Below are 26,165 nucleotides of genomic sequence, written 5' to 3'. Positions count from 1 at the left end.
CACAGCACCTTCACGATCAGGCCCGCATCTCGGCTATCGCGTGCCGGTGTCGTGTACCCACCTCATAGGGGCCTTGCCGCGTCTCCGCTGTCATGAGCCGGCTCGCGTTTCGCTGTCGCGGGTCGGCCCACTTGCACCGACCGTGTGTGCTGTTCTCAGGCCCGGGCGAAGGCGAGCGTTTCGCCGGACACGCCGTGCAGCCACAGCGTGTTGCAGGCGGCGGCCAGTTCCGGCAGGCCCTCCTCGATGGTGGCGAAGACATTACCGGGCACCCAACCCAGGTCGCCGTTGATGAGCAGGTTGTTGCGGCCGTAGAACAGCGCGAGATCGGTGGCGCCCTGCTCATGGTGGGCGGCCGACCCCGGTTCGTACCCGTAGGCGGGATTGCCGATCTCCCAGGGTTCGAAATCGAACAGGCAGACATCACCCGGGATCGGGGTGACCGTCGGGTTCTCCCGGTGCGGGGCACCGGGAATCCGGGGCACCAGTGTGTACAGCTCGTTGCGCGCGTATTTGGCGTGGAAAGCGTCCCCTTCCTGGGGAAGGGCCTCCCACACCGCGGCGCAGGTGCGCGGCGCCTCGTCGTCGAGCAAACGGGCACGGCAGGTGAGTCCGGTCTTGGTGAGCGTGATCGTGAGGTAGCGGGCCATGGATCCGTCCTGGGCGTCGGGTGAGGGCGGCGACGTTGCCGGAGATTTCGTGCGGTCAGCCGCCCAGTTCGGTGAGGACCTCGGACCAGATGGTCAAGGCGTCGGCGATCTGGGCTTCGGACACGATGAGCGGGGGGATCATCCGCACCACGTTCATATGGGCGCCGCAGGTCAGTAGCAACAGGCCTTTGGCGGCGGCCGATTGCTGGGCCGCGGTGGCGGTTTCCCGGTCCGGGGCTCCGTCGGGAGTGGTGAACTCCGAGCCCACCAGCAGGCCGAGGCCACGGACGTCGCCTACGGCCTTGGTCTCGGCCGCGCGCACCCCGGCGAGCAGTTGTTCGCCGCGGACCGCCGCGTTCTCGACCAGCCCTTCCGATTCGATCACCTCCAGGGTGGCCAGGGCGGCCGCGCAGGCGACGGCGTTTCCACCGTAGGTGCCACCCTGTGATCCGGGCCAGGCCTTGCCCATGAGCTCTGCCGAAGCGGCGATACCGGAGATGGGGAAGCCGCTGGCCAGCCCCTTCGCCATGGTGATCACATCGGGGCGGACGTCGAAGTGCTGATGGCCGAAGAACTTTCCGGTGCGGCCGAATCCGGTCTGGATCTCGTCGAAGATCAGCAGGATGCCGTAGCGGTCGGCGCGTTCGCGCAGACCCTGGAAGAACTCGCGATTGCCGGGAATATAGCCGCCCTCACCGAGCACGGGCTCCACGATGAACGCGGCGGTTTCCGCGGGGGAGGTGAGGGTGGCGAATATGTAATCGAGTTCGCGCAGCGCGAAGGCGGTGGCCTCGGCCTCGGTCCAGCCGTATCGGAAGGCGGTGGGGAAGGGCGCCACGTGCACGCCCGGCATCAGCGGGCTGAAACCGGCAGAGAAGCGCGTGCCGGAGGTGGTCATGGTGGCGGCGGCGACGGTCCGGCCGTGGAAACCACCGTGGAAGACGATTACATTGGGCCGGCCGGTGGCCTGGCGGGCCAGCCGCAGCGCCGCTTCGACGGCTTCGCTGCCGGAATTGGCGTAGAACACCGAGTCGAGTCCCGTGGGCAGCACGGTGCCCAGGCGTTCGGTCAGGTCCAGCATCGGCCGGTGCATCACGGTGGTGTACTGGCCGTGGATCAGCTTGCCGACCTGCTCCTGGGCCGCCGCGACGACCCGGGGATGGCAGTGGCCGGTGCTGGTGACGCCGATACCGGCGGTGAAGTCGAGGAATCGGCGGCCGTCGACGTCGTAGAGATAGCAGCCGGCGCCGTGATCGACGGTGACCGGTGTGGCCTGTTTCAGGATCGGGGAAAGTTCGGCCATGGTGTTCCGCCTCCCGGGACAGTCGGTGCGGCGCGCCGGACCGACGGGTGTGCGAGGCCGAGTGGAAGCCACTCGGAAATTGTCGGATTGTTGACAATATGAATATCACGATAGGACTGCCCGCGGCAATGGTTCGCGAGATGCGCGTCCGCCGCGTATCCGATCGGCCGGGGTGTCGCGCGGCGACCCGCTAGCCGTGTGGCCCGGCGGTCCGACGCGTTCGTGGCGAGTTCGGGCTCACTCCCGCAGCCAGATGGCCTCGGCGGCGATACTGCCCAGATCGGTCAGGGATTCCTCGCGCCCGATCCGCACCGCGATGGTGCCCGCGAAATCGCGCCGTTCCACCACGACGATCGCCGTGTCCAGGGCGATACCCACCGAATCGAAATACCGCAGCATCTCCGGATCGGAATCGGAGATACGGGCCACCCGGCCCGACTCACCGGCCTCGAAATCGCTCAACCGGCGCGCGGGCGGCGTGGGCACCGCCCCGTCGACCGACGGGATCGGATCGCCGTGCGGGTCCCGGTCGGGGAACCCGAGTTTCGCGTCGATCCGGGCCATCAGTAGGTCCGAGACCGCGTGCTCGAGGATCTCCGCCTCGTCATGCACCTCGTCCCAGCCGTAACCCAGCTCGCTCACCAAGAAGGTTTCGATCAGGCGGTGCCGGCGCACCATATCGATGGCGGCCCGGCGGCCGTCCTCGGTCAGGGTGATGGAGCCGTAGCGGGCGTGTTCGACCAGGCCCTGGTCCGATAATTTGCGCACGGCCTCCGACACCGTGGAGGCGGAGACGCCGATCCGCTCGGCGAGCAGTTTGGTACTCACTCGCTCCTGCGACCACTCCTGGGCGGTCCAGATGACTTTCAGATAGTCCTGGGCCACCGACGACAGTCCCGGAGCGGCCGATTCCCCGGCGTCGGCGAGGTCCCGTCGGGTGGCGATATCTCGTTTTCCGGGCACAATCACGAGCTTAAGCATTCCCGGGGCGATACACATATTGCGCCGTCTCCGGGAAACCCGGTGTTCGCCCGGGCGTTGCGCAGTCGAACACCGGTCGCACCCGAATACGGTACGGCCGCATGTTTGCGTAGGCTTGGCGTCTGTGCAGAGGTGGCGAAGTCTCGACGACGTACCCGCGGACTGGGGGCGGTGCGTTCTCACGATCGGCGTGTTCGACGGTGTTCATCGCGGACACGCGCAGTTGATCAGCAGGGCGGTGAAGTCCGCTGCCGCGCGTGGTGTCCCGGCGGTACTGATGACTTTCGACCCGCACCCCATGGAGGTGATCCGGCCCGGCTCCCATCCCGCGCAGCTCACCACGCTCACCCGGCGCGCCGAACTCGCCGAGGAGTTGGGCGTCGACGTCTTCTGTGTCATGCCCTTCACCCACGACTTCATGAAGCTCACCCCGGGCGAGTACGTGCACGACTTGCTGGTGGAGCGGTTGCACGTGAGCGAAGTGGTGGTCGGCGACAATTTTACCTTCGGTAAGAAGGCCGCGGGCACCGTGGACACGATGCGCGAACTCGGCGGCCGGTTCGGTTTCGAGGTCGACGGCGTGACCCTGCTGGGCGAGCATGCCGTCACCTTCTCCTCTACCTACATCCGCGCCTGTGTCGACGCCGGCGATATGGCCGCCGCCGCCGACGCGCTGGGCCGCCCGCACCGGGTCGAGGGTGTGGTGGTGCGCGGCGACGGCCGCGGCCGCACGCTGGGTTTCCCCACGGCCAATGTCGCACCCCCCATGCACGCCGCCATCCCGGCCGACGGGGTCTACGCGGGATGGTTCACCGTGCTGGGCCCGGGGCCGAGTATCGGCACGGTGACTCCCGGCGAGCCCGTGATGGCCGCGATCTCGGTCGGTACCAATCCCACCTTCTCCGGCCGCGCCCGGACGGTCGAGGCCTATGTCCTGGACCGTGAGGCCGATCTCTACGGGCAGCACGTGGCCGTGGATTTCGTGGACCATCTACGCGGGATGCGGAAATTCGACTCGGTCGACGAACTGGTCGCGGTCATGGGCCGGGATGTGGCCGCGACCCGCAAGATCCTCGGCTCCGAAAGCTGATTCCGGCCCGGTGCGGGCGGGCGGTGCCGTCTCGGGTAGGGTGGCCCGTCGGGTCTGCTGCGGTCCGCGGCGGCGCCCAACCCGGATATCCGGCCGGATCGTCACGATATGCGCCGTCGGCGAATATCGAGTGCTGCGGTCACCGGGCCCTTGTGCGCGGAACTGAGAAACAGGAGTGGATGCCCCATGGCGCTGACCACCGAGCAGAAGAAGACCATTCTCGCGGAGTACGGTCTGCACGAGACGGACACCGGTTCGCCGGAGGCCCAGATCGCGCTGCTGACCAAGCGTATCTCCGATATCACCGAGCACCTGAAGGTGCACAAGCACGATCACCACACCCGCCACGGGCTGATGGCGCTGATCGGTCGGCGTAAGCGGCTGTCGAAGTACCTGGCCAGCAATGACATCAACCGCTACCGCAGCCTGATCGAACGCCTCGGCCTGCGGCGCTGATCGATCTTGAACACGCCCGGTTCCATGAGCCGGGCGGTACGTATGCCGACGGGGCGCATACAATCGCCTCGTCGGCATTTTCGTGTATCGGGGGTTCCCGGACACGGAACGACAGAACCAGCCGTGCACACCCGCGCTCGTGGCGTCGGTCTTCGGTAGTGGCTTTTCGGCCCGGACACAGATGCGCCGGAGAGCTTCGATCGATGACCGCCTCCGCGTCGCCGGCTCCAAGGGGAGCCCGGCCGGGTGTACGCGCCGCAGCACGAATACGGCCACCGCTGACCCCGACGGTCACCGCGGTTCCGCCGACGCGCCGCGTTCGAACCTGGTACGGCTGACATAGCCGGATCGCGCCACCGGGCGCCGTATCCGGCGAGACGAGAGGTTGAGAACAGAGAAATGCCAGAAACGATTGAACGCTCGAAGAGCTCGGCCATCGAGGTCGAACCGGGTGTTTTCGAATCCGTCGCGCTGATCGACAACGGCGCGTTCGGCACCCGTACGGTTCGCTTCGAGACGGGTCGGCTCGCGAAACAAGCCGCCGGATCGGTCGTCGCCTACCTGGACGACGAGACCATGCTGCTGTCGGCGACCACCGCCGGTAAGCATCCCAAGGACCAGTTCGACTTCTTCCCGCTGACCGTCGATGTCGAGGAGCGGATGTACGCGGCGGGCCGGATCCCCGGTTCGTTCTTCCGCCGTGAGGGCCGTCCCTCCACCGACGCGATCCTCACCTGCCGGCTGATCGACCGGCCGCTGCGCCCGTCGTTCGTCGACGGCCTGCGCAACGAGATCCAGGTCGTGGTGACCGTGCTGAGCCTCGATCCCAAGGATCTCTACGACGTGGTCGCCATCAACGCGGCGTCGGCGTCCACCCAGATCTCGGGCCTGCCGTTCTCCGGTCCGGTCGGCGGCGTGCGGGTCGCCCTGATCAACGATCCGGCGGTAGGTACCGCCGAGGGTGGCCAGTGGGTCGCCTTCCCGACCGTCGAGCAGCTGGAGAAGGCTGTTTTCGATATGGTCGTGGCCGGCCGGGTCACCGAGACCGGTGATGTGGCGATCATGATGGTCGAGGCCGAGGCCACCGACAATGTGATCGCGCTGATCGACGGTGGCGCGCAGGCGCCGACCGAGGCCGTGGTCGCCGGGGGGCTCGAGGCCGCCAAGCCGTTTATCGCGCGGCTGTGCCGGGCGCAGCAGGACCTGGCCGAGCTCGCGGCCAAGCCCACCGAGGAATTCCCGCTGTTCCCGCCCTACGCCGACGACGCGTACGCCGCCGTCGAGGAGGCGGCGAAGGCGCCGCTGTCGGAGGCGCTGAGCATTGCCGGCAAGCAGGAGCGCGACGAGAAGATCGACGAGATCAAACTCGAGGTGCTGTCCCGTCTCGGCGAAGCGTTCGAGGGCCGGGAGAAGGAGCTGGGGGCCGCGTTCCGCTCGGTCACCAAGAAGCTGGTCCGGCAGCGCATCCTCACCGACGGCTTCCGGATCGACGGCCGCGGTCTGGCCGATATCCGGGCGCTGTCGGCCGAGGTCGCCGTGGTGCCACGGGCACACGGTTCGGCGCTGTTCGAGCGCGGCGAAACCCAGATCATGGGTGTGACCACCCTCGATATGGTCAAGATGGCGCAACAGGTCGATTCACTCGGCCCGGAGACCTCCAAGCGCTATATGCACCACTACAACTTCCCGCCGTATTCGACCGGTGAGACCGGTCGTGTCGGTTCGCCCAAGCGCCGCGAGATCGGCCACGGCGCGCTGGCCGAGCGGGCGCTGATCCCGGTGCTGCCCAGCCAGGAGGAGTTCCCCTACGCGATCCGGCAGGTGTCGGAGGCGCTGGGCTCCAACGGTTCGACCTCGATGGGTTCGGTCTGCGCCTCGACCCTGTCGCTGCTCAACGCCGGTGTGCCGCTGAAGGCGCCGGTCGCGGGTATCGCCATGGGCCTGGTGTCGGACACCGTCACCAACGAGTCCGGTGCGCAGGAGGTCCGCTATGTGGCGCTGACCGATATCCTCGGCGCCGAGGACGCCTTCGGCGATATGGACTTCAAGGTCGCCGGCACCCCGGGCTTCGTCACCGCCCTGCAGCTCGACACGAAGCTGGACGGGATCCCCTCGCAGGTGCTGGCCGGTGCGCTGAGCCAGGCGCACGACGCTCGCACCACCATCCTGGACGTGATGGCCGAGGCCATCGCCACCCCGGACGAGATGAGTCCCTACGCCCCGCGGGTCACCGCCATCAAGATCCCGGTCGACAAGATCGGCGAGGTGATCGGGCCCAAGGGCAAGATGATCAACCAGATCACCGAGGACACCGGCGCCAATATCTCCATCGAGGACGACGGCACCGTGTTCGTCGGCGCCACCGACGGCCCGTCGGCGCAGGCGGCGATCGACGCGATCAACGCGATCGCCAACCCGCAGCTGCCCAAGGTCGGCGAGCGGTTCCTCGGCACCGTGGTCAAGACCACCGCCTTCGGTGCGTTCGTTTCGCTGCTGCCGGGTCGTGACGGTCTGGTGCACATCTCGAAGCTGGGCAACGGCAAACGCGTGGCCAAGGTCGAGGACGTGGTGAACGTCGGCGACAAGCTGCGCGTGGAGATCGCCGATATCGACAATCGCGGCAAGATCTCGCTGGTCCCCGTCGACGAGACCGCCGACGAGGCGCCCGCCGATGCGGACGCGACGGCGACCGAGTAGTACTGGTCGTGTGACGGAGCAGAAATCGACGGCCCCCCTGCGCCCGAGTGGGCAGGGGGGCTCGTCATCGGCGTGGCGGATCGGCGAAACGGTCGATATCGACCACGGAGTACGACGTACCGTCCTGCCCGGTGGTCTGCGCGTGGTGACCGAGCATGTACCCGGCGTACGGTCGGCGTCCATCGGCGTCTGGGTGGGGGTCGGCTCGCGCGACGAGGGCCCGACCGTCGCCGGTGCCGCGCATTTCCTGGAACATCTGCTGTTCAAGGCCACGCCGAGCCGTTCGGCGCTGGATATCGCCGAGGCCATGGACGCCGTGGGCGGCGAACTCAACGCGTTCACCGCCAAGGAGCAGACCTGCTACTACGCCCATGTGGTGGACGAGGATCTGCCGCTGGCGGTGGACCTGGTCACCGATGTGGTGCTCAACGGCCTGTGCCGGGCGGCCGATGTCGATGTGGAACGGCAGGTCGTGCTGGAGGAGATCGCGATGCGCGACGACGATCCGGAGGATCTCGTCGGGGACGCTTTCCTCACCGCGCTGTTCGGTGATCACCCGATCGGCCGGCCGATCATCGGCTCGGTGGAATCCATCGAGGGGATGCGCGCGAGCCAGCTGCGTTCCTTCCATCAGCGTCGCTACACCCCCGACCGGATGGTCGTCGCGGTCGCGGGCAATATCGAGCACGAACACACCGTGGAACTGGTGCATCGCGCGGTCGCTGGGCGGCTCGACCCCGGCGCGCAGCCCGCGCCGCGGCGCGAGGGCCGGTTCCGTACCCGCGACGAGCCGAGGCTGACCTGGTCCAACCGGGACAGCGAACAGGCACATCTGGTGTTCGGGGTGCGGGCCTACGGCCGCCACGAAGGACAGCTGCGGTGGCCGCTGTCGGTGCTCAACACGGTGGTCGGCGGCGGTCTGAGTTCCCGGCTGTTCCAGCGCATCCGGGAGGAACGTGGGCTGGCCTACTCGGTGTATTCCAGTGTGGACACCTTCGCCGACACCGGCGCGTTCTCGGTGTACCTGGGCTGCCAGCCGGAGAACCTCGGTGAGGTGGCGACGCTGGCCCGCGGGGTACTCGAGGAGATCGCCGCGGACGGTATCACCGATGCCGAATGCGCTCGGGCCAAGGGTTCACTGCGCGGCGGGTTGGTGTTGGGCCTGGAGGATTCGGCGTCCCGGATGAACCGGATCGGCCGCAGTGAACTCAGCTACGGCAACCACCGCAGTGTGTCCGAGACGTTGGCCCGGATCGATGCGGTGACCACCGAGGAGGTCGGCGAGGTCGCGGCGGCGCTGCTGTCCCGGCCGTTCGCCGCGTCGGTGGCGGGCCCGTATCAGCGGGTCCGTGAGCTTCCGGCGCCGGTGCGCCGACTCGCTGTGAGCTGAACCAGGCGGCCCGGATACCGGATCGCGCACGGTTCGGTGTTTCGGGCGGTCGGCGGGTTTCGCTGTATTGCCGAGCCGGGCGCCTCGTCCGCTCGGGCGTCAGTCGCCCGCGCGGGAGGCCGCGCGATTGGCGGCGCCGACGACGGAGTCCAGCAGACCGGGCAGGGCCCGGTCGAGGTCGCCGGTGCGCAGTCGCTGGTAGGTCTGTCCCTCGATCATCAGGCGTTCGATGACACCGGCTTCGCGCAACACCTTGAAGTGGTGGGTGGCGGTGGATTTGTTGATCACTTCGTAGAGTGCGGCGCAGCGTACGGCATCGTTCGCATTGTGTAGGCGGCGGACCATTTCCAGACGCACCGGGTCTTGGAGCGCGGCCAGGACCTCGGGGAGCGGGGCCACCTGCGTCGGGGTATCCGTGATCGGTGTGGTCTGTGTCATGATCTACTCGCTCGGGTTTGATGATCATCGAACCTCGGTTTAGGCTCGATGTAGTTCGATCAACGTCAAACTTACCTGTTTCGGGGTTCTCATGGCAGCGACAGCGGCGGCACTCACCGACGACAGAACGATCCAACCCTGGGCCTACGGTCTCGTCCTCGGCGCGACGGGTGTCGCCCTCGGGGTCTCCGGTGTACCGGCCCCGCTCTACGGTCTCTACGAACAGCAGTGGCATCTCTCCCCGCTGACCACCACCGTCGTCTTCGCGGTCTACGCGATCGCGGCCCTCGCTGCCGTCCTGGTCTCGGGCCGGATCTCCGATGTGGTCGGGCGCAAACCCGTCCTGCTCGGGGCCTTCGGCGTGATGATCGCCGGCCTGGTGGTGTTCGTCCTCGCCGATACCGTGCCCATGCTGCTGCTCGCCCGCGCCCTGCACGGGATGGCCGTCGGGGCCACCGTGGTCGCGGGCGCGGCGGCACTGCTGGATCTGCGCCCGCATCGCGGCGCGCGTTCGGGTCAACTCACCGGCGTCGCCTTCAATGTGGGCATGGCGGTGGCCATCATGGGCTCGGCGCTGCTGGCCCAGTACGCACCCCATCCGTTGCGCACACCGTATGTGGTGATCAGCATCGTCTGCCTGCTCGTCACTGCGGGTGTACTGGCCTTACGCGAACCGCACGGGGCGCGGGTCGCCGGCCGGATCCGCATCGCCCGTCCCGCCGTACCCCGCGAGATCCGCGCCGACTTCTGGTTCGCGGCGATGGGGGTCATGGCCGCGTGGTCGGTGCTCGGCGTGCTGCTGTCGCTGTATCCGTCGCTGGCCGCGCAGCAGACCGGTATCCACAACCTCGTCTTCGGCGGGGTCGTGGTGGCGGTGACCGCGACGGCGGCCGCGCTCGTCCAGTTGTTCGCCACCGCGATTCCGGCCCGCCGCGCGGCCGTCGGCGGCGATATCGGAATGGCCGTCGCCCTGGTCCTCACCGTGCCCGCGCTGGGTACGCACAACTGGGTCGCGGTGCTGGTGGCCGGTGTCCTGCTCGGTGCCACCTTCGGTCTCGGATTCGGCGGGTCGCTGCGCCACCTCTCCCAGGTGGTGCCCGAACACCGGCGCGGCGAGACCATGTCGGCCTACTACCTGCTCGCCTACACCTCCATGGCGCTGCCGACCGTCCTCGCGGGCTGGGCCGCCACCACCTGGGGCCTGCACACGGTGTTCCCGTGGTTCGTGGGCGTTGTCGCGGTGGCCTGCCTGGGTGCCGCGACGCTGGGATTGCGCCGCGGCACCCGGTAGCGGCTACGCCGGCCAGCCGCCGTAGGGGACGGTGATCAACTCCAGGTAGTGGCCGTTGGGATCCAGGAAGTACACCCCGCGGCCGCCGTCGTTGTGGTTGATCTCGCCCGCGGCCTGCTGCCGGGGATCGGCCCAGTGTTCGAGACCGTAACGTTGGATCTTGGCGTAGGCGGCGTCGAACTCCTGCTCCGAGACCAGGAACGCGTAGTGCTGGCCCTGGATCTCGGTGATGTGGGGAGGGACGTTCGCGAAATCGAACGTGACTCCGTTGGCGGTGGCCAGGGGAATGAAGTGGCCCCATGGGGCGCCCGGCTCCACGCCCAGGATATCGCCCCAGAATTCGGCCGATTCCCGGTTGTCACGGCATCCGACAATGGTGTGGTTGAACTGAACGGACAAAGGAATATCTCCTCGAGTCGTGCCGGTCCCGACCCCGGGCTCGGTACAAGGCGGCCAACGGGAGCACCGGCACGCCACAGAGAATAGTCCGAACCGGATCATGATCAAACCGCGCGCGGCCTACCGTGGTCACATGAGAATTCGTGGGGCAGTCCTGGAACGGATCGGTGCACCGGTGCCGTACGCCGAGTCGGCGCCGATCATCATCAGCGAACTCGATCTCGCCGAACCGGGGCCCGGCGAGATCCTGGTGCGCATCGAAGCCGCCGGACTCTGTCACTCCGACCTCTCGGTGGTCGACGGCAATCGGGTGCGGCCGGTGCCGATGCTGCTGGGTCACGAAGCCTCCGGCAAGGTCGTCCAGGCAGGTCCCGGCGCCGATCTGTCCATCGGACAGCGAGTCGCGATGACCTTCCTGCCGCGCTGCGGCGAATGCGCCGGATGCACCTCCGGCGGCCGGACCCCGTGTATCCCCGGCAGCGCGGCCAACAACGCGGGCGAACTACTCGGCGGCGGCCGGCGACTACACCGCGCCGACGCCGAGGTACACCATCATCTAGGAGTCTCCGGATTCGCGACACACGCGGTGGTGGACCGGCGTTCCGTGGTGCCGGTGGACGACGACGTGCCGCCGGAAGTCGCCGCCGTGCTGGGCTGCGCGGTCCTGACCGGCGGCGGCGCCCTGCTGAACTCGGCGAAACCCGCCGCGACCGACCGGGTCATGGTGGTGGGCCTCGGCGGTGTGGGTATGGCCGCCGTCCTGGTGGCGGTCTCCCTGGGGGGCCGAGAGGTCATCGCCGTAGACACGGTCCCGGACAAGCTGGCGCTGGCCCGCGAGCTCGGGGCCGACAACGCGTATACGCCCGCCGAAGTCGCCGACCGGAGTGTCCAGGCGGAAGTCGTCGTCGAAGCGGTCGGCTCCGCCCGGGCCTTCGAGAGCGCGATCGCGGCCACCGCGCCCGGCGGTGTCACCGTAACGGTGGGTCTGCCCGCCCCCGACGCCCGCGCGACAATCTCACCACTGGGCCTGGTGGCCCAGGGCCGCTCGATCGTCGGCAGCTATCTGGGTTCGGCGGTCCCCTCGCGTGATATCCCCGAGTACGTCCGGATGTGGCGCGAGGGCCGCCTCCCGGTGGAGAAACTCATCTCCGCCCGGATCGGGCTGGCGGATATCAACGGCGCCATGGACGAACTCGCCGCCGGGCATGCCCTCCGCCAGGTGATCATCTTCTGAACTGTGTTTGTTTGCGGCGCCTCCGGCGCCGCGGGTCGGGGTCCTGTGCCCCCGATTCTTCCCTCCTTCGCTCCGTCGGTCCGGATCGGGGGCGGGCCCCGACCACTGAGGTAGACCACCCGGAACAGACAGAAGGTGGACGCTGTCGTGCACCTGGACCAGCCCGGCGAGGCTCACGACCCTATAAGTGCTCAATGATCGCTGGTTTCTGGACGGTCGGCCGCAACGCTCCGTTGTTGCCCAGTTCGGGTGCTGATCCGGAAGGGGCGGCCACGATCACCGCTGATGTGCACTCCGGATCGGGCCACAAGGCTCGGCATGGCAAGCGAGCGGCCTGATCGAAGCACCGGGTGCAGAGCCTGCCACCTGATACCGCGACGAACGGGCACACCGATCCGGTGCCGAGTTCAGCCAGGCCCTCGAAGGGGCGAGGCCCGTCCCGCCTTTCGAGCCTCGAAGCGCATGCGCCGAAGGCGCGAGTCTCGAGGCCCGAACGGCGGGACCGAGGGGGCCTCGACCCCGCGCCGCCGCAGGCGGCGCAAATAAAGACAGTAGGCTCGGTGCGCAGGTCGGACGACGAACAGGGAGTGGCGAGGTGACGGAACCGATTCGGGTTGGCGTTCTGGGAGCGCAGGGCAAGGTCGGGCAGGCCATCTGTGCGGCCGTCGAGGCGGCCGCCGATCTCGAGCTCGTCGCCGCGGTCGACAAGGACGACCCGCTGAGCCGGTTCGTCGAAACCGGCGCCCAGGTCGTGGTCGACTTCACCCACCCCGATGTGGTGATGGGCAATCTGCAGTTCCTGGTGGAGAACGGGATCCACGCGGTGGTCGGGACGACCGGGTTCGACGACGCGCGGCTCGACCAGGTGCGGGGCTGGCTGGCCGGGCGGGCGGAGGTCGGCGTGCTGATCGCGCCGAATTTCGCGATCGGAGCGGTGCTGTCCATGCGGTTCGCCGAACAGGCCGCCCGGTTCTTCGAATCGGTCGAGGTGATCGAGCTGCATCATCCGAACAAGGCCGACGCGCCGTCGGGTACCGCCTACCGGACCGCCGGGATCATCGCCGAGGCCCGGGAGAAGGCGGGCGCCGGGCCGATCCCGGATGCCACCACCACCGAACTCGCGGGTGCGCGCGGGGCGGAGGTCGGCGGGGTGCGGGTGCATTCGGTGCGGCTGGCGGGTCTGGTGGCGCATCAGGAGGTGCTGTTCGGGACCCAGGGGGAGACGCTCACCATTCGCCACGATTCGATCGACCGCTCGTCGTTCGCGCCCGGTGTCCTGCTCGGGGTGCGCCAGATCGGTCTGCGGCCGGGGCTCACCGTCGGCCTCGACCCGTTCCTCGACCTGTGAGCGATTCCGCCGGTGGATCCGGCCGCGAGGTGTGGAAGATCGTCGCGATGGTGGCGGCGCTGGTGCTGGCGCTGATCTTCTATTTCTTGTGGCTGGGCCGGATCGCGGTGGCGCTGCTGACCTCTGGGGAGGTCGCGGCCATCGCGCTGGGTGTCGGGGTGCTGATCCTGCCGTTGCTGGGGGTGTGGATGGTCGTGTCCACCCTGCGGTCGGCGCTGGATCATCAGCGGCTGGCCCGCCGGATCCACGACGAGGGCCTGGAATTGGATACCGCGGAGCTGCCGCGGCGTCCGTCCGGACGGGTCGAACGCGCGGCTGCCGACGAACTGTTCCTGTCGGTGAAGAAGGAATGGGAAGCCGACCCCGACAACTGGCGGGTGTCCTACCGGCTGGCGCGTGCCTACGACTGCGCCGGCGATCGTTCCCGGGCCCGCGACACCATGCGCCGCGCGGTGGAACTGGAGAAACACGAGCGCCGCACCGGAGCCTGAGACCGTCGCCGGGAGCCGTTAAGCTCGGTGATGTGCCGAGGCTGCTGATCGTCCACCACACACCGTCCCCGCATATGCAGGCGATGTTCGAAGCGGTCCTGGCGGGGGCGACCGACCCGGAGATCGAGGGCGTAGAGGTCGTGCGCAGCGCCGCCCTGTCGCTCTCCCCAACGGAGGTATTGGAAGCCGACGGGTACATGCTCGGTACCCCGGCCAACCTCGGGTACATGAGCGGCGGCCTGAAACACGGCCTGGATGTCATTTACTACCCCTGTCTCGATTCGACCCGTGGCCGCCCGTTCGGGGCGTACTTCCACGGCAACGAGGGCACCGAGGGCGCGGAGAAGGGCATCACCTCGATCACGACCGGGCTCGGGTGGGTGAAGGTAGCCGACTACATGGTGGTATCCGGGAAGCCATCCAAGGCGGACCTCGAAGCGTGCTGGGAACTCGGCGCCACGGTCGCCGCTCAACTAATGGAGACATCACTTGGATAAGGCAACAATCGCGGTCATTGTGTCGACTGCGAGTGCGGCAGTTCCGCCTCGTGTCATACATCCCCGAGGTGAGTTGTCCAAACGCCTGACCGAGGCGAAGAAAACGCGGGAGCGGGTGTGGCCGGCCGAGGTGTCGTCGGTGGTGTTGCAACAGGCGTTGGCGGACCTGAATACCGCCTACCGCAACTTCTTTCGGTCTGTGACGGGGAAACGTAAGGGCGCGAAGGTTTCACCGGCGCGTTTCCGGTCCCGCAAGGACAAGAGGCAGGCGATCAGGTTCACGAGGAACTAGAGGTTCATGGTCACGCCCGGCCGGAAGTTGCGGTTGCCGAAGATCGGGGAGGTTCTGGTTCGCTAGGTCCCGGGAATTGCCGTCCGAACCGACCTCGGTAACGATCATCAAGGACGCGAGCGGCAGGTATTTCGCGTCGTTTGTTGTGCAGGCCGAGGATCAACCGTTGCCGTTGGCGGATGCCGAGATGGGTATCGACCTGGGTTTGTCGATGTTCGCGGTCCGGGGCGATATCGCCCCACCCCCTGGAATAGGGGGCTGATCCCGCGACGCGCCGGGCGCCATACTGCTGGGGCAGGGGGTCGGGTCGGGGTGACGGGAGTGCAGAGGTGACCGACAGTGTCGTGGAAACGGGCGTGCCACGCCGGATCGGATTGGTGGAGGACCACGAATCGGTGGCGATCGGACTGGCCGCGATGCTCGGACCGGAACCGGATCTGACGTTGGTCGCGACCGCTACCACGGTCGCGGACTACTGGAGAGCCCGGAATGCCGTCTCGGGGGCGGGTGGTCGCTGGACCTGGTGGTGTTGGATCTGCGGCTCGCCGATGATTCGGTGCCCGAGGACAATGTGCGGACGCTGCGGGATCGCGGGGTAGAGGTGCTGGTGTTCACCGGTGCCGAGAATCCCTATCTGGTGCGGTCCGCGGCGCGGGCGGGAGTGCTGGGTGTGCTCCGCAAATCGGCGGATGTGGCCGCGGTGGTCGCGGCGGTGCGCCGGGCCGCGTCCGGCGGGCAGGTGGTGACGACCGACTGGGCCGCGGCCATCGACGGGGACCCGCAGCTGTCCAGTGTGGGGTTGAGCCCCCGGCAGGAAGAGGTCCTCACCCTCTACGCCTCCGGGGAGAAAGCGTCCCGGGTGGGGCGGCTCACGGGGTTGTCGGAGCAGACCGTCAACGACTACCTGGGCCGGATCCGGCAGAAATACGCCGATGCCGGACGTCCCGCCCCCACCAAGACCGAACTGTACAAGCGGGCGGTGGAAGATGGCTGGTTGCCGGTCCCCGAACGCCGCCGGTGACGGTTCGGGCGGCCCCGGCTACCGGACCGGACGTGTCGTGGGATCGGCCGCGCGGGGCGCGGCGGGGCCTGCGCACCATGTTCGGTCCGGGGCGCGACGCCGGGAGTGGACCGGCCGCCGACCGGGTGCTGCGCGCGTTCGGCCTGGTGATCGGACTGGTCGGCACGATCGCCGGACTGTTCGAGCTTCCCGAGATCATCGTGCAGTATCGGCTGGTCCCCTGGGTCTGGGCCGTGGTGACCGTCCTGGTCGCCTTCGGCCTGCTGCCGGTGCTCGCGGTGGTGTCGCTGGTCGCCGAGGCGCGCATGATCCGGCCGGTGGCGGGAGCGGCCGCGCTCGGCTATCTCACGGCCATGTGCCTGGTGCTGGTCTACTACGCCGAGATCGAGGCGGCACCGGGGCCGATCTGGACGTACCGCCTCCTCGTGATCGGTGTGCTGGTGGCGGCGCTGGCCTGGCCTCCCCTGCTCGCGGGCGGCTATCTCGCGGTGGCCGCGGCGCTGCCGGGCACCTCCCGGTATTTCCTGCTCGACGGCATCTCGCTGGCCCAGCTGTTCGACAGCTTCGCCCGCGACGGGGTGCTGTGCCTGCTGTTCCTCTGGTGTGTGGCGTACGCCCGCCGCGCGGGTGTCCGGGTGGACCGGGAAGCGATGCGATCGAGTGAACTGGCGGCGGCCGTCGCGGGCGCCGCGGCCCGGGAGCGGGAGCGGGCCCGATTCGCCGCCCTGATCCACGATGCGGTGCTGTCCACACTGTTGGACGCGTCGCGGGCCGCCGGTCTCTCACCGATGTTGCGGAAACAGGCCCAGCGGGCCCTCGACCAACTCGACGAGACCCGGATCGCCGAGGCCCAGCCGGAGGCCCTGGATGCCGACTCGGTGGCCGGATTCCTGCGCTCGGCGGTGCACGAGGTGAGCCGGGATATCGAGTTCACAGCGCGCCGGGGGGCCGGCGGAGCCGCGGTGCGGGTGCCGTTGACCGCGGCGGGCACGCTGGCCGCGGCGCTGGCCGAGGCCACCCGCAATAGTCTGCGCCATGCGGTCGTACCGGGCCGCGTCGTCCGGCACAGCGTGGCGGTCACCGTCGGGGCGGGCGGATTACGGGTCGTCGTGCGCGACGACGGGGCTGGTTTCGATCCGCGGGCCGTGCCGGTGGACCGGCTCGGCCTGTCGGTCAGCATCCTGGGCCGGATGCGACAGCTGTCCGGCGGAGCCGGTTTCGTGGAATCGGAGCCGGGAAAGGGGACGACGGTGACACTGATGTGGGGCGGCCCGGGGGAGGGCGGCGGTGGCTGAGCGGGACAGCGAAACCGAATTGCGCGCACTGCTGGGGATGCGCGGCCGGGCCGGCCGGTTCTTCCTGGTCGGGCTGGCCACCACGATCACGCTGTACATGCTTCCGACATTCCGCGTCGTCCCGCCCGCACAGGCCGGGCCCGCGCTGGTGGTGCTGCTGGTGGGCGCCGCGATCGCGCTGCTGGTATCCGGCGAACCGCTTCCGTTGGCCGCCACCGCCGCTGTATTGGTGGCCGGTCCCGCGGCCGTGATCGCGACCAACCTGAACGTCTACACCGGGGCGGTCCGGGAACCGTGGGCGGCCTTCGCGTTCTCGTATGTGCTGGCCGTGCTCGCCCTCCGCGGCCGGATCGCTGCGGCGTGGGTCGGGGCCGCCACTGTGGCGGCGACGCTGGCGGTCGCCGATATCGTGCTGGATGTCGGCCTCGGTTCGCTGTTCGTGCCGATCATCGCGCTGTGCACCTTGGCGGGGGCCTCGGTCTGCGCGCTGATCCTGCGCCCGGCGCAGCGGTCGCTGCGCCTGCTGCACGAGGACGCCGCAATGCGGGCGGCCGCCGAGGCGACCATGGTGGCGGAGCACTCCGAGCGCGTCCGTCAGCTCACCCGGCTCGACCGGGTCGCGCGGCCGGTTCTCGAACGGATCGCCCGCGGGGCGGAACTCTCCGCCGCCGAGCGGGAGCAGTGCCGGCTGCTGGAGGCCGAATTGCGGGACAGCCTGCGCGCCCCGCAACTGGTGACCGATCGCCTCAACGGTGCGGCGCGGGCGGCCCGTGCCCGCGGCGTAGAGGTGCTGTTGCTCGACGACGGGGGCTTCGCGGAGGTGCCGGATGCGATCCGGGCGCGGGTCGTGCGGCTCGCGGTCGCGGCTCTGGAGACCGCCGCCGACGGTGCGGTGACGGTCCGGGTGCTGCCCGCGGGGCGCCGCACTGTGGCGACCGTGCTGGTCAGCACCGGTGGAGACGATCGCCGCACCGATATCGCGGCCTCGGGCGAGATACTGGTCTCCGAGTGAGGCCGGCCACGCCGCGGTTTCCGGTGACTAGGACTGCTCGTCGCGTTTGGGGTGGCTGTAGCCGCCGCGCATCTGGTCGCGCAGCGCGCCGGACACCACGCCGGACATCCAGGAGTTCAACGACTGCCCGCTCTGCGCGGCGGCTTCCTCGGCGCGCGCCTTCACCTGTTCGACCAGACGCAGCGTGACCCGGCTGATATCGCCGGTCATCTCCTCGAAGCTCGGATTGTCGCCGGCCGGAGCGCGCCGCACTTCGATATCGGCCTCGGTGCCGTGCAGCGAGACACGCACAGTGCGGTCGCCCAGTTCGGCGCTGACGGTATCGGCGAGTTCGGTGAGGGCCGAGAGCAGGGCCAGCCGGGCCGAGTTCTCCACGGCGCCGGCCAGAGCGGCGGCCGTGGCCTGCGTCTTCTCGTCGCCCAGGGCGGCGGCGGCCACCAGGTCCTCGCGGATGCGGACGGTGTATCGGGTCAGATCCATGACACCAGTGTGACGCCATTTCTGATGTCGTTCAAGGAGGGAAATGACGGCGTTATGGCGGTATCATGCCGTCGTCGGTGGGTTCGGCGGCCGCGAACACCGACGAGGGTGTCGAGCCCTACCAGGTGACCGGGTAGCCTTTCTGACCATGACGAACGGTGAATCGACGCCCCCGGTGTTGAGCGCGTCCGGCACAGTAGGTGTCGCGATGGTGACCCCCTTCAGTGCCGAGGGCAAGCTCGACATAGACACCGGCGTCTCCCTGGCACATCGTCTGGTCGACCGCGGTGTCGACCTGCTCGCGATCTCCGGTACCACCGGCGAATCGCCGACCACCACCGAATCGGAGAAGGCGGATCTGTTGCGCGCGGTCGTCGACGCGGTCGGCAACCGCGCCACCGTGATCGCCGGCGCCGGCACCTATGACACGGCGCATTCGATCGAACTGGCGCGCAACGCCCAGCGCGCGGGCGCGCACGGCCTGCTGGTGGTGACCCCCTACTACTCGCGGCCCACCCAGGAAGGCCTGTACGCGCATTTCACCGCGGTCGCCGATGCCACCGACCTCCCGGTCACCCTGTACGACATTCCGCCGCGCTCGGTCGTTCCGATCGCCTCCGACACCATTCGCCGGCTCGCCGAACACCCGCGGATCGTCGCGGTCAAGGACGCCAAGGGTGATCTCAACGCGGGTGCGGCACTCATCGCCGAGACCGATCTGGCCTTCTACTCCGGCGACGATATGTTGAACCTGCCGTGGCTGGCGATGGGCGCGGTCGGTTTCATCAGTGTGATCGGGCATCTGGTCCCGGAGCGGCTGCGCGAGATGGTGGACGCGTTCAGCGCCGGAGATGTGGTGCGGGCACGTGATATCAACACCAGTCTGCTGTGGCTCAATGCCGCGATGGCCCGCCTCGGCGGTGTCGCGATGACCAAGGGCGGACTCCGCCTGCTCGGTATCGACGCCGGTGAACCGCGACTGCCGCAGATCATGCCCAGTCCGGAACAGCTCGAGGATCTGGCCGCGGATCTGCGGGCCGCCGGGGTGCTCGAATGAGTGAACCCGCCGCCCGCCGCCCCCGCCGTACCGCCCGGCGCGAGGCCGGTCCGGCCGCCCCCGCGCCCGAACCGCAGCAGGAAACCGTACCTACGCCCGAGGTGGCCGAGCCCGCCGAACCCACTGTCGAAAGGGAAACCGAGACGGTGGCAACCGAATCCGCGCCCGTGACCGAAACCGCCGCCCCGGAAGCCCGGGGCCAGCGATCGCGTCGCGGCGGGAAGGGCCGGCAGTCCGGCCGCGGCCGCGGCGATCAGGCCCGTTCCTCGCCCCCCGTTACTCCGGAGGCCGCCGCCCAGGACCGGCTCGCGCTGCCCCCGAAACTCCCGAAGCATGGCCTGCGGGTCTTCGCGCTCGGCGGTATCGGCGAAATCGGTCGCAATATGACCGTTTTCGAGTACGGCGGCAAACTGCTGATCGTCGACTGCGGGGTGCTCTTCCCCGAGGACCAGCAGCCCGGTGTGGATCTGATCCTGCCCGATTTCCGGCCGATCGAGGATCGTATCGACGATGTAGTGGCCGTGGTCCTGACCCACGGACACGAGGACCATATCGGCGCGGTGCCGTTCCTGCTGCGGCTACGCCCGGATATCCCCGTGATCGGCTCCAAGTTCACCCTCGCGCTGGTCGCCGCGAAAGGCCGGGAGCATCGGTTGCATCCGCGGCTGCTCGAGGTCACCGAGGGGGAGCGCACCGAGCACGGACCGTTCGAATGCGAATACTTCGCGGTCAACCACTCCATTCCGGATGCCCTCGCGGTGGCTATCCGCACCCCCGCGGGGACGGTGCTGCACACCGGGGACATCAAGCTCGATCAGCTGCCGCTCGACGGCCGCCTCACCGATCTCGCCGGATTCTCCCGCCTCGGCGACGAGGGCGTGGACCTGTTCCTGGTCGATTCCACCAACGCCGAGGTTCCCGGTTTCGTCACCCCGGAGCGCGAGATCGGCGGTGTCCTGGACACCGTGATCGGCAAGGCGCGCAACCGGGTGATCGTGGCGTCCTTCGCCAGCCATGTGCACCGGATCCAGCAGGTGGTGGACGTGGCGCAGAAGTACGGGCGCCGGGTGTGCTTCGTCGGCCGGTCCATGGTGCGCAATATGCAGATCGCGCAGGATCTTGGCTATCTGTCGGTGCCCGACGGGATCGTGGTCGATCTCGATCAGGCCGCCACCCTGCCCGGCGACAAACTGGTGCTCATCTCCACCGGTTCCCAGGGCGAACCGCTGTCGGCGCTGTCCCGGATGGCCCGCGGTGACCACCGACAGATCCATATCCGCGCCGACGATCTGGTGGTGTTGGCCTCCTCGCTGATCCCGGGTAACGAGAACTCGGTGTTCACGGTCGTCAACGGGCTGGCCCGTCTCGGCGCCACCGTCATCACCCAGCAGAACGCGAAGGTGCACGTCTCCGGACACGCGTCGGCCGGGGAACTGCTGTACCTGTACAACGCCGTTCGGCCGACCAACGCCATGCCCGTCCACGGCGAATGGCGGCATCTACGCGCCAATGCCGCGCTCGCCGTCGCCACCGGCGTGCCCGAGGAGCGGGTGGTGCTGGCCGAGGACGGTGTGGTGGTGGATCTGGTCGATGGAATCGCCTCCATCGTCGGCCGCGTCCCGGTCGGGCACGTCTATGTGGACGGCCTGTCGGTCGGCGATGTCGGCGAATCCACGCTGTCGGACCGGCTGGTACTCGGCGAGGGTGGTTTCATCGCCATTACGGTGGCCGTCGACGAGACCACCGGTAAGGCGGTGAGCCCACCGGAGGTCAGCGGGCGCGGGTTCTCCGATGATCCGACCGCGCTGGCGGAGGCGGCGGAGCTGGTGGAGGCCGAGCTGCTGCGGCTGGCCGGTGAGGGCGTTACCGATACCCATCGCATCGCGCAGGGTGTGCGGCGGATCGTCGGCCGCTGGGTCGCCGACACCTACCGGCGGCGCCCGATGATCGTGCCGACCGTTATCGGCGTCTAGCCGCACGAACGAAACCGCCGGAGGGCTCGGCCCTCCGGCGGTTTCTCGTCTCTGTGGAGCTGCGTCGACTCAGGCGTCGGGCTGGCAGGCCGCCGAATCCAGCTGTGCGGATTTGACGATATTGCAGGCGAATCCGTGCGCGATCTTCCACTGATCGCCTTCGGCCACGAAATCGACGGTCGCGTTCTCCACCGGGCTGCCGCCGATGGTCACATCGGCATCGGCGGTCACCTTGCCGGCGGCCGGTTCGCCGACATTGGTGATCTTGACGGTGACCTCGTTCTTCTTGGCCGCCTCGACCAGCTTGTCGACCAGCTGCGGATCCTGTTCGGCATCCTCGATCCAGGCCACCTTCTCGTCTTCGCCGACCGAGCCGTCGAGCGCCCGGTTGATCTTGTCGTTGAGTTCCTCGGCCGTCGGCTTGGGCAGATTCGGCGCGGGTGTGGTGGTCGGCGCCTTGCCCTCCTCGCGGCCGTCCTGGGTTTTGCCCGATTCGAACTCGGCGGCGGTCTCGGTGCTGGTCGCGGCGGCTTCGGTCGAGGAGTCCTCGGTGGACGAGCACGCGGTGAAGGTGAGGGCGGCGGCGGCCATCGTCGCGGCGGCCACGACCCGGATCGGTCGAATTTTCACAGTTCTGATTCCCCTACGGTGTAATCGGCGAGTTCGGCGCCGGCCGGAAGATGTGGTCGGTACGAGATCACAGGTCGTAGCCGGAAGTGCAGTTCCAGTGCTCGATGTAGGCATTGCCCGGGTTGTTGGCCAGCGCCTCGGACCGGGCGGCGGCCTTGGTGGCGCCGGAGCCGTAGCTCAGCCAGTTGTCCGAAACCGCCAGCGCGCCACATCCGTTGCGCCAGGAGATCTTGGCGACGCAGTCGGCGGCACCGCAGCTGCTCTCCGCGGCCGATTCGGCCTCGGCGTAGCTGTCGTAGTCGTAGGACCAGCCGTAGTTGCCGGTGGACAGGGACACCGCGATGGCGCCGTAGTGACTGCTGTACTGGGCGTGCGCCGGCGTCACCGAAGCGACGAACATCGAGCCGATGGTCGCCACCAGAACGGCGGCAACGGTGAGAATCTTCTTCAAAGGTATTCCCCTCTGTGTTTTCGGTCCACGACCCTATGGACCGATGACAACGTACAGAGCATCTCTGCCGGTGAGCAACCGGATCGGCAACATGTTCCCTCCCCGATGGCTGGGTCTCGGCTAGATTCATCGTGTGAACATGGCTCAGCGTGAACGCCGTGCATTGGTCGAAACGATGAAGAGCACCGGCCCGGACGCGCCCACCCTCTGTGGTGCGTGGACGGTACGTGACCTCGCGGCGCACCTGGTGGTCCGGGAGCGACGGCCCGATGCCGCACCGGGAATCATGTTGCGTCCCTTCGCCGGTTATCTGCAGAAGGTGCAGGGCAAGACGGCCCGGCAGGATTTCGACCGACTGCTGGACAAGATCCGTACCGGACCACCCTGGTGGTCACCGCTACGTCCGGTGGACGCGATCGCCAATCTCGGCGAGATGTTCGTCCATCACGAGGATGTCCGCCGGGCGAGCCCGGGCTGGGAACCGCGGGACCTGCCGGCCGAGGATCAGCAGCGGTTGTGGGCGACGGTGCGCAGGATGGGGAAGATTGCGTATCGGAAATCCCCGGTACCGGTGGAGCTCTCGACGCCCGGCGGGGACCGGGCTCGGATCGTGGACGGCACCGGACCGGTGGTGACGCTGACCGGTGCGCCGTCCGAACTGTTGCTGCACGCCTTCGGGCGCGATCAGGTCCGGATCGAAACGGCCGGGGAACCCGACGCGGTCCGGCAGGTACTCGAACTCGACCGCTCCATCTGAACGCCGCCGACGGAGGAACGGCCGGGGTGGCGCAGCACCGCCCGGCCCGTCCACCGCATCCGGCATCGACGGCGGTCGAGGCGCGAATCGCCGCCGCCGATCACCCCGCGCCGACCGGCCCGCACCGCGGCGCGAACCGGCCGCGCACACCGCCGGGGCGGCGGTAACCAGTGTTGCGGATGGTCCGGTTGGGGTTGTTGCGGCTAGCCTGAGGCCATGGCAGGTAAGTCCCGCGGCACAACCACACCTGGTGCGCGGGCGGGATCGGCTCGGGGGCGGACCACCGCGGCGCGTTCTCGTTCGGGTAGTACACGCGGCGCGGCCGGCGCGGCCGCGGCCCAGGGTCCGGCTCGTAGAACCACCCGTAAGGCGGCCGCGCGCCCGGCTGCCGGCGCCCGTCCCCGCCGCCCCGCGGCGCGCCGGCCCGCCGCCCGACGCTCCGATACGGCGCCGCTGGCGGTGTTCGGCCGGATGGTGGGCGGCGGCTGGACCATGGCCGCCCGGGGACTGGGCGCCACCACCCGGGCCATCAGCCGGGCCGGCGAGATCGAGCACGGCCATCGGCGCGACGGGGTCGCGCTCGGTCTGATCGCGCTCAGCGCGGTGATCGCGGCCGCTGTCTGGTTGTCCGCCGGTGGGCCGATCGGGCGCGCGGTGGACGCGGTCATTCGCGCGTTCACCGGGTCGGCCTCGGCACTGCTGCCGTTCGTCGCCTCCGGTATCGCGGTGGTGCTCATGCGTACCGAACCCCACCCGGAGATCCGGCCGCGGCTGGTGCTGGGCGGTCTGCTGATCGGCTTACCGTTGCTCGGGCTGTGGCATATCGCCGACGGCGGTCCCACCGACGCGGCCGGGCGTGCCGATGGGGCCGGGTTCGTGGGATTCGTCATCGGCGGTCCGGTGACCGATGGCTTCACCGCCTGGCTATCGGTGCCGATACTGCTGCTCGCGATGGTGTTCGGTGTACTGCTGGTGACCGGCACGACGGTGCGCGAGGCGCCACAGCGGCTCCGTGAGTTCTTCGGCGCCCCCGGTTACGAGGGCGAGGCGGACTACCGGGACGGCTACGACCCGGTCGACGAGTACGAGACCGATGCCGGGGAGGCACCCACCAGGTCTCGCCGCCGCGGCCGTGCTCCCGCCGAGAACTACCCGGCCGACGAATTCGCGGGATCCGCCTCCGAGCCACCCCTGCGGGACGCCAAACCGATCACCGGTGCCCCGGACGGCGAACAACCCGCAAAGCGCAAGAAGCGCAAATCCGCCGCGCCCGCGGTGGTCGATCAGACCCCGCCGCCGCCTCCTGAACCGGAGTTCGTCACCGACCGGGTCACCGAGGGTGATTACACGCTGCCGCCGATCGATTTGCTGGTCGAAGGTGACCCGCCCCGGAAACGCAGCGCCGCCAACGAATCGATGATCGAGGCGATCACCGAGGTGCTGGTGCAGTTCAAGATCGATGCCGCGGTCACCGGGTTCGTCCGGGGCCCGACCGTCACCCGGTACGAGGTGGAACTCGGGCCCGGCGTGAAGGTCGAGAAGATCACCGCGCTGACCCGCAATATCGCCTACGCCGTGGCGACCGAGAACGTACGCCTGCTCGCGCCGATCCCCGGGAAATCCGCCGTCGGTATCGAGGTGCCCAATGCCGACCGGGAGTTGGTCCGCCTCGCCGACGTGCTCACCGCGCCGGCCACCCGCAATGATCACCATCCGCTGGTCATCGGCCTCGGCAAGAACATCGAGGGCGAGTTCGTCTCGGCCAATCTGGCCAAGATGCCGCATCTGCTGGTCGCGGGTTCCACCGGTTCCGGTAAGTCGAGTTTCGTGAACTCGATGCTGGTGTCGCTGTTGCAGCGGGCCACCCCGGACGAGGTCCGGATGATCCTGATCGACCCGAAGATGGTGGAACTGACCCCCTACGAGGGGATCCCGCATCTGATCACGCCCATCATCACCCAGCCGAAGAAGGCCGCCGCCGCGCTGGCCTGGCTGGTGGAGGAGATGGAACAGCGGTATCAGGACATGCAGGCCAGCAAGGTCCGCCATATCGACGATTTCAACCGCAAGGTGAAATCCGGCGCCATCACCACGCCGCTGGGCAGCGAACGGGTGTACCGGCCCTATCCCTACATTCTGGCCATCGTCGACGAACTCGCCGATCTGATGATGACCGCGCCCCGCGATGTCGAGGACGCCATCGTCCGGATCACCCAGAAGGCCCGCGCCGCCGGTATCCATCTGGTGCTGGCCACCCAACGGCCATCGGTGGATGTGGTGACCGGCCTGATCAAGACCAATGTGCCGTCCCGGCTGGCGTTCGCGACCTCCTCGCTCACCGATTCCCGCGTTATCCTCGATCAGCCCGGCGCCGAGAAACTCATCGGGATGGGCGACGGTCTCTTCCTGCCGATGGGTGCCGGTAAACCGACCCGGTTGCAGGGCGCCTTCATCAGCGATGAGGAGATCCACGGGGTCGTCGAGTTCACCAAGAACCAGGCCGAACCGGATTACACCGAGGGCGTCACCGCGGCCAAGGCCGGGGAGAAGAAGGATGTCGACCCCGATATCGGCGACGATCTCGATGTCTTCCTGCAGGCGGTGGAACTGGTGGTCACCTCGCAGTTCGGGTCCACATCCATGCTGCAGCGCAAATTGCGGGTGGGGTTCGCGAAGGCGGGCCGTTTGATGGACCTGATGGAGACCCGGGGCGTGGTGGGGCCGAGCGAAGGTTCCAAGGCGCGCGATGTGCTGATCAAACCCGACGAACTCGACGGCCTACTGTGGTCGATCCGGGGCGGTGGCGGCGAGGAGCCACCGGCACCGGATGCGGGCTGACCGGCGTGCTGCCGGTGGCCGGGGAGCCGATATGCGACGATGGCGGGCAACCACCCCGCAAGTCGGCCGAAACGGGCATATCGGGCATTATTGG

Annotated in this window: 25 protein-coding genes and 1 pseudogene; 18 read left to right on the top strand and 8 right to left on the bottom strand. The window is 68.6% G+C overall.

Going from position 1 to position 26,165, the window contains the following annotated elements:
- Positions 1-155 precede the first annotated feature (155 nt).
- From NGR01S_RS23415 to NGR01S_RS23405, 3 genes are all read right to left on the bottom strand, one after another.
- Positions 156-650 (bottom strand): DUF3830 family protein, encoded by a 495-nt coding sequence (locus tag NGR01S_RS23415; RefSeq protein ID WP_063040299.1) that lies wholly within the window; start codon positions 648-650, stop codon positions 156-158.
- Positions 651-705: 55 nt separating this feature from the next.
- Positions 706-1,953, bottom strand: a complete 1,248-nt coding sequence (locus tag NGR01S_RS23410) for an aspartate aminotransferase family protein (protein ID WP_063040297.1) — start codon at positions 1,951-1,953, stop codon at positions 706-708.
- A gap of 237 nt (positions 1,954-2,190) precedes the next feature.
- Complete coding sequence (locus NGR01S_RS23405) at positions 2,191-2,934, bottom strand: metal-dependent transcriptional regulator (protein ID WP_084481630.1); 744 nt, start codon at positions 2,932-2,934, stop codon at positions 2,191-2,193.
- 124 nt (positions 2,935-3,058) lie between these two features.
- Between NGR01S_RS23405 and NGR01S_RS23400 the strand changes: the two genes are divergently transcribed.
- The 4 genes from NGR01S_RS23400 (at position 3,059) to NGR01S_RS23385 (ending at position 8,567) form a co-directional block, all read left to right on the top strand.
- Entirely contained in the window at positions 3,059-4,024 is a 966-nt protein-coding gene (locus NGR01S_RS23400; RefSeq protein ID WP_063040295.1) for a bifunctional riboflavin kinase/FAD synthetase, read from the top strand.
- A gap of 186 nt (positions 4,025-4,210) precedes the next feature.
- Entirely contained in the window at positions 4,211-4,480 is a 270-nt protein-coding gene (rpsO, locus tag NGR01S_RS23395; protein ID WP_063040293.1) for a 30S ribosomal protein S15, read from the top strand.
- 399 nt (positions 4,481-4,879) lie between these two features.
- Positions 4,880-7,177: a polyribonucleotide nucleotidyltransferase gene (locus NGR01S_RS23390; protein WP_063040291.1), complete on the top strand. Its 2,298-nt coding sequence runs from the start codon at positions 4,880-4,882 to the stop codon at positions 7,175-7,177.
- Positions 7,152-8,567, top strand: coding sequence for a M16 family metallopeptidase (locus NGR01S_RS23385; RefSeq protein ID WP_084481629.1), 1,416 nt, complete (start codon positions 7,152-7,154; stop codon positions 8,565-8,567). Before NGR01S_RS23390 ends, NGR01S_RS23385 begins: the two co-directional genes overlap by 26 nt.
- A gap of 99 nt (positions 8,568-8,666) precedes the next feature.
- On the opposite strand, the gene NGR01S_RS23380 is transcribed toward NGR01S_RS23385, so the two are convergent.
- Positions 8,667-9,005 (bottom strand): ArsR/SmtB family transcription factor, encoded by a 339-nt coding sequence (locus tag NGR01S_RS23380; RefSeq protein ID WP_063040289.1) that lies wholly within the window; start codon positions 9,003-9,005, stop codon positions 8,667-8,669.
- Positions 9,006-9,096: 91 nt separating this feature from the next.
- On the opposite strand from NGR01S_RS23380, the gene NGR01S_RS23375 reads away from it, so the two are divergent.
- Positions 9,097-10,296, top strand: a complete 1,200-nt coding sequence (locus NGR01S_RS23375) for an MFS transporter (RefSeq protein WP_063040287.1) — start codon at positions 9,097-9,099, stop codon at positions 10,294-10,296.
- Between the two features lie 3 nt (positions 10,297-10,299).
- Here the strand turns inward: NGR01S_RS23375 and NGR01S_RS23370 are convergent, their stop codons facing one another.
- Complete coding sequence (locus tag NGR01S_RS23370) at positions 10,300-10,695, bottom strand: VOC family protein (RefSeq protein WP_063040285.1); 396 nt, start codon at positions 10,693-10,695, stop codon at positions 10,300-10,302.
- 133 nt (positions 10,696-10,828) lie between these two features.
- On the opposite strand from NGR01S_RS23370, the gene NGR01S_RS23365 reads away from it, so the two are divergent.
- The 9 genes and pseudogenes from NGR01S_RS23365 (at position 10,829) to NGR01S_RS23330 (ending at position 17,885) form a co-directional block, all read left to right on the top strand.
- Positions 10,829-11,929 carry an alcohol dehydrogenase catalytic domain-containing protein gene (locus NGR01S_RS23365; protein WP_063040364.1) on the top strand — a complete coding sequence of 367 codons (1,101 nt, stop codon included), beginning with the start codon at positions 10,829-10,831 and terminating at the stop codon, positions 11,927-11,929.
- 595 nt (positions 11,930-12,524) lie between these two features.
- Positions 12,525-13,277 carry a 4-hydroxy-tetrahydrodipicolinate reductase gene (dapB, locus tag NGR01S_RS23360; protein ID WP_063040283.1) on the top strand — a complete coding sequence of 251 codons (753 nt, stop codon included), beginning with the start codon at positions 12,525-12,527 and terminating at the stop codon, positions 13,275-13,277.
- A 47-nt stretch (positions 13,278-13,324) separates the two neighbouring features.
- Positions 13,325-13,768, top strand: coding sequence for a hypothetical protein (locus NGR01S_RS23355; protein WP_063040362.1), 444 nt, complete (start codon positions 13,325-13,327; stop codon positions 13,766-13,768).
- 32 nt (positions 13,769-13,800) lie between these two features.
- A complete protein-coding gene (locus tag NGR01S_RS23350) occupies positions 13,801-14,265 on the top strand; it encodes a flavodoxin family protein (protein ID WP_157107396.1) in 465 nt (154 codons plus the stop codon).
- Positions 14,266-14,338: 73 nt separating this feature from the next.
- Complete coding sequence (locus NGR01S_RS32045) at positions 14,339-14,557, top strand: hypothetical protein (protein ID WP_218020819.1); 219 nt, start codon at positions 14,339-14,341, stop codon at positions 14,555-14,557.
- Positions 14,558-14,633: 76 nt separating this feature from the next.
- Positions 14,634-14,819 carry a hypothetical protein gene (locus NGR01S_RS32040; protein ID WP_218020818.1) on the top strand — a complete coding sequence of 62 codons (186 nt, stop codon included), beginning with the start codon at positions 14,634-14,636 and terminating at the stop codon, positions 14,817-14,819.
- Positions 14,820-14,901: 82 nt separating this feature from the next.
- Positions 14,902-15,578: pseudogene (locus NGR01S_RS23340) on the top strand (DNA-binding response regulator).
- 32 nt (positions 15,579-15,610) lie between these two features.
- Positions 15,611-16,873, top strand: a complete 1,263-nt coding sequence (locus NGR01S_RS23335) for an ATP-binding protein (RefSeq protein ID WP_157107395.1) — start codon at positions 15,611-15,613, stop codon at positions 16,871-16,873.
- A complete protein-coding gene (locus NGR01S_RS23330; protein ID WP_084481626.1) occupies positions 16,866-17,885 on the top strand; it encodes a DUF8320 family protein in 1,020 nt (339 codons plus the stop codon). Before NGR01S_RS23335 ends, NGR01S_RS23330 begins: the two co-directional genes overlap by 8 nt.
- Before the next feature lie 27 nt (positions 17,886-17,912).
- On the opposite strand, the gene NGR01S_RS23325 is transcribed toward NGR01S_RS23330, so the two are convergent.
- Positions 17,913-18,365 carry a hypothetical protein gene (locus tag NGR01S_RS23325; protein WP_063040279.1) on the bottom strand — a complete coding sequence of 151 codons (453 nt, stop codon included), beginning with the start codon at positions 18,363-18,365 and terminating at the stop codon, positions 17,913-17,915.
- 148 nt (positions 18,366-18,513) lie between these two features.
- On the opposite strand from NGR01S_RS23325, the gene dapA reads away from it, so the two are divergent.
- Complete coding sequence (dapA, locus tag NGR01S_RS23320; RefSeq protein ID WP_063040278.1) at positions 18,514-19,422, top strand: 4-hydroxy-tetrahydrodipicolinate synthase; 909 nt, start codon at positions 18,514-18,516, stop codon at positions 19,420-19,422.
- The gene (locus tag NGR01S_RS23315) at positions 19,419-21,395 is read left to right on the top strand and encodes a ribonuclease J (RefSeq protein WP_063040276.1); all 1,977 of its coding nucleotides are present in this window, start codon (positions 19,419-19,421) and stop codon (positions 21,393-21,395) included. The genes dapA and NGR01S_RS23315 overlap by 4 nt, the downstream gene beginning before the upstream one ends.
- Before the next feature lie 69 nt (positions 21,396-21,464).
- Here NGR01S_RS23315 and NGR01S_RS23310 read toward each other — a convergent pair whose 3' ends face one another.
- Both NGR01S_RS23310 and NGR01S_RS23305 read right to left on the bottom strand, forming a co-directional pair.
- Positions 21,465-22,025, bottom strand: a complete 561-nt coding sequence (locus NGR01S_RS23310; protein WP_245664725.1) for a WKL family lipoprotein — start codon at positions 22,023-22,025, stop codon at positions 21,465-21,467.
- 67 nt (positions 22,026-22,092) lie between these two features.
- Positions 22,093-22,476 carry a DUF4189 domain-containing protein gene (locus tag NGR01S_RS23305; protein WP_063040274.1) on the bottom strand — a complete coding sequence of 128 codons (384 nt, stop codon included), beginning with the start codon at positions 22,474-22,476 and terminating at the stop codon, positions 22,093-22,095.
- A gap of 133 nt (positions 22,477-22,609) precedes the next feature.
- Here NGR01S_RS23305 and NGR01S_RS23300 point away from each other — a divergent pair, with 133 nt between their 5' ends.
- Both NGR01S_RS23300 and NGR01S_RS23295 read left to right on the top strand, forming a co-directional pair.
- Positions 22,610-23,233 (top strand): TIGR03085 family metal-binding protein, encoded by a 624-nt coding sequence (locus tag NGR01S_RS23300; protein ID WP_157107394.1) that lies wholly within the window; start codon positions 22,610-22,612, stop codon positions 23,231-23,233.
- A 216-nt stretch (positions 23,234-23,449) separates the two neighbouring features.
- Complete coding sequence (locus NGR01S_RS23295; protein ID WP_063040270.1) at positions 23,450-26,071, top strand: DNA translocase FtsK; 2,622 nt, start codon at positions 23,450-23,452, stop codon at positions 26,069-26,071.
- The last annotated feature ends 94 nt before the right edge of the window (positions 26,072-26,165 follow it).

The sequence above is a fragment of the Nocardia grenadensis NBRC 108939 genome (assembly GCF_001613445.1).
Classification (GTDB): domain Bacteria; phylum Actinomycetota; class Actinomycetes; order Mycobacteriales; family Mycobacteriaceae; genus Nocardia; species Nocardia grenadensis.
The sequence above is the reverse complement of the archived record's forward strand: the minus strand, read 5'-3'. Positions and strand labels throughout refer to the sequence as shown.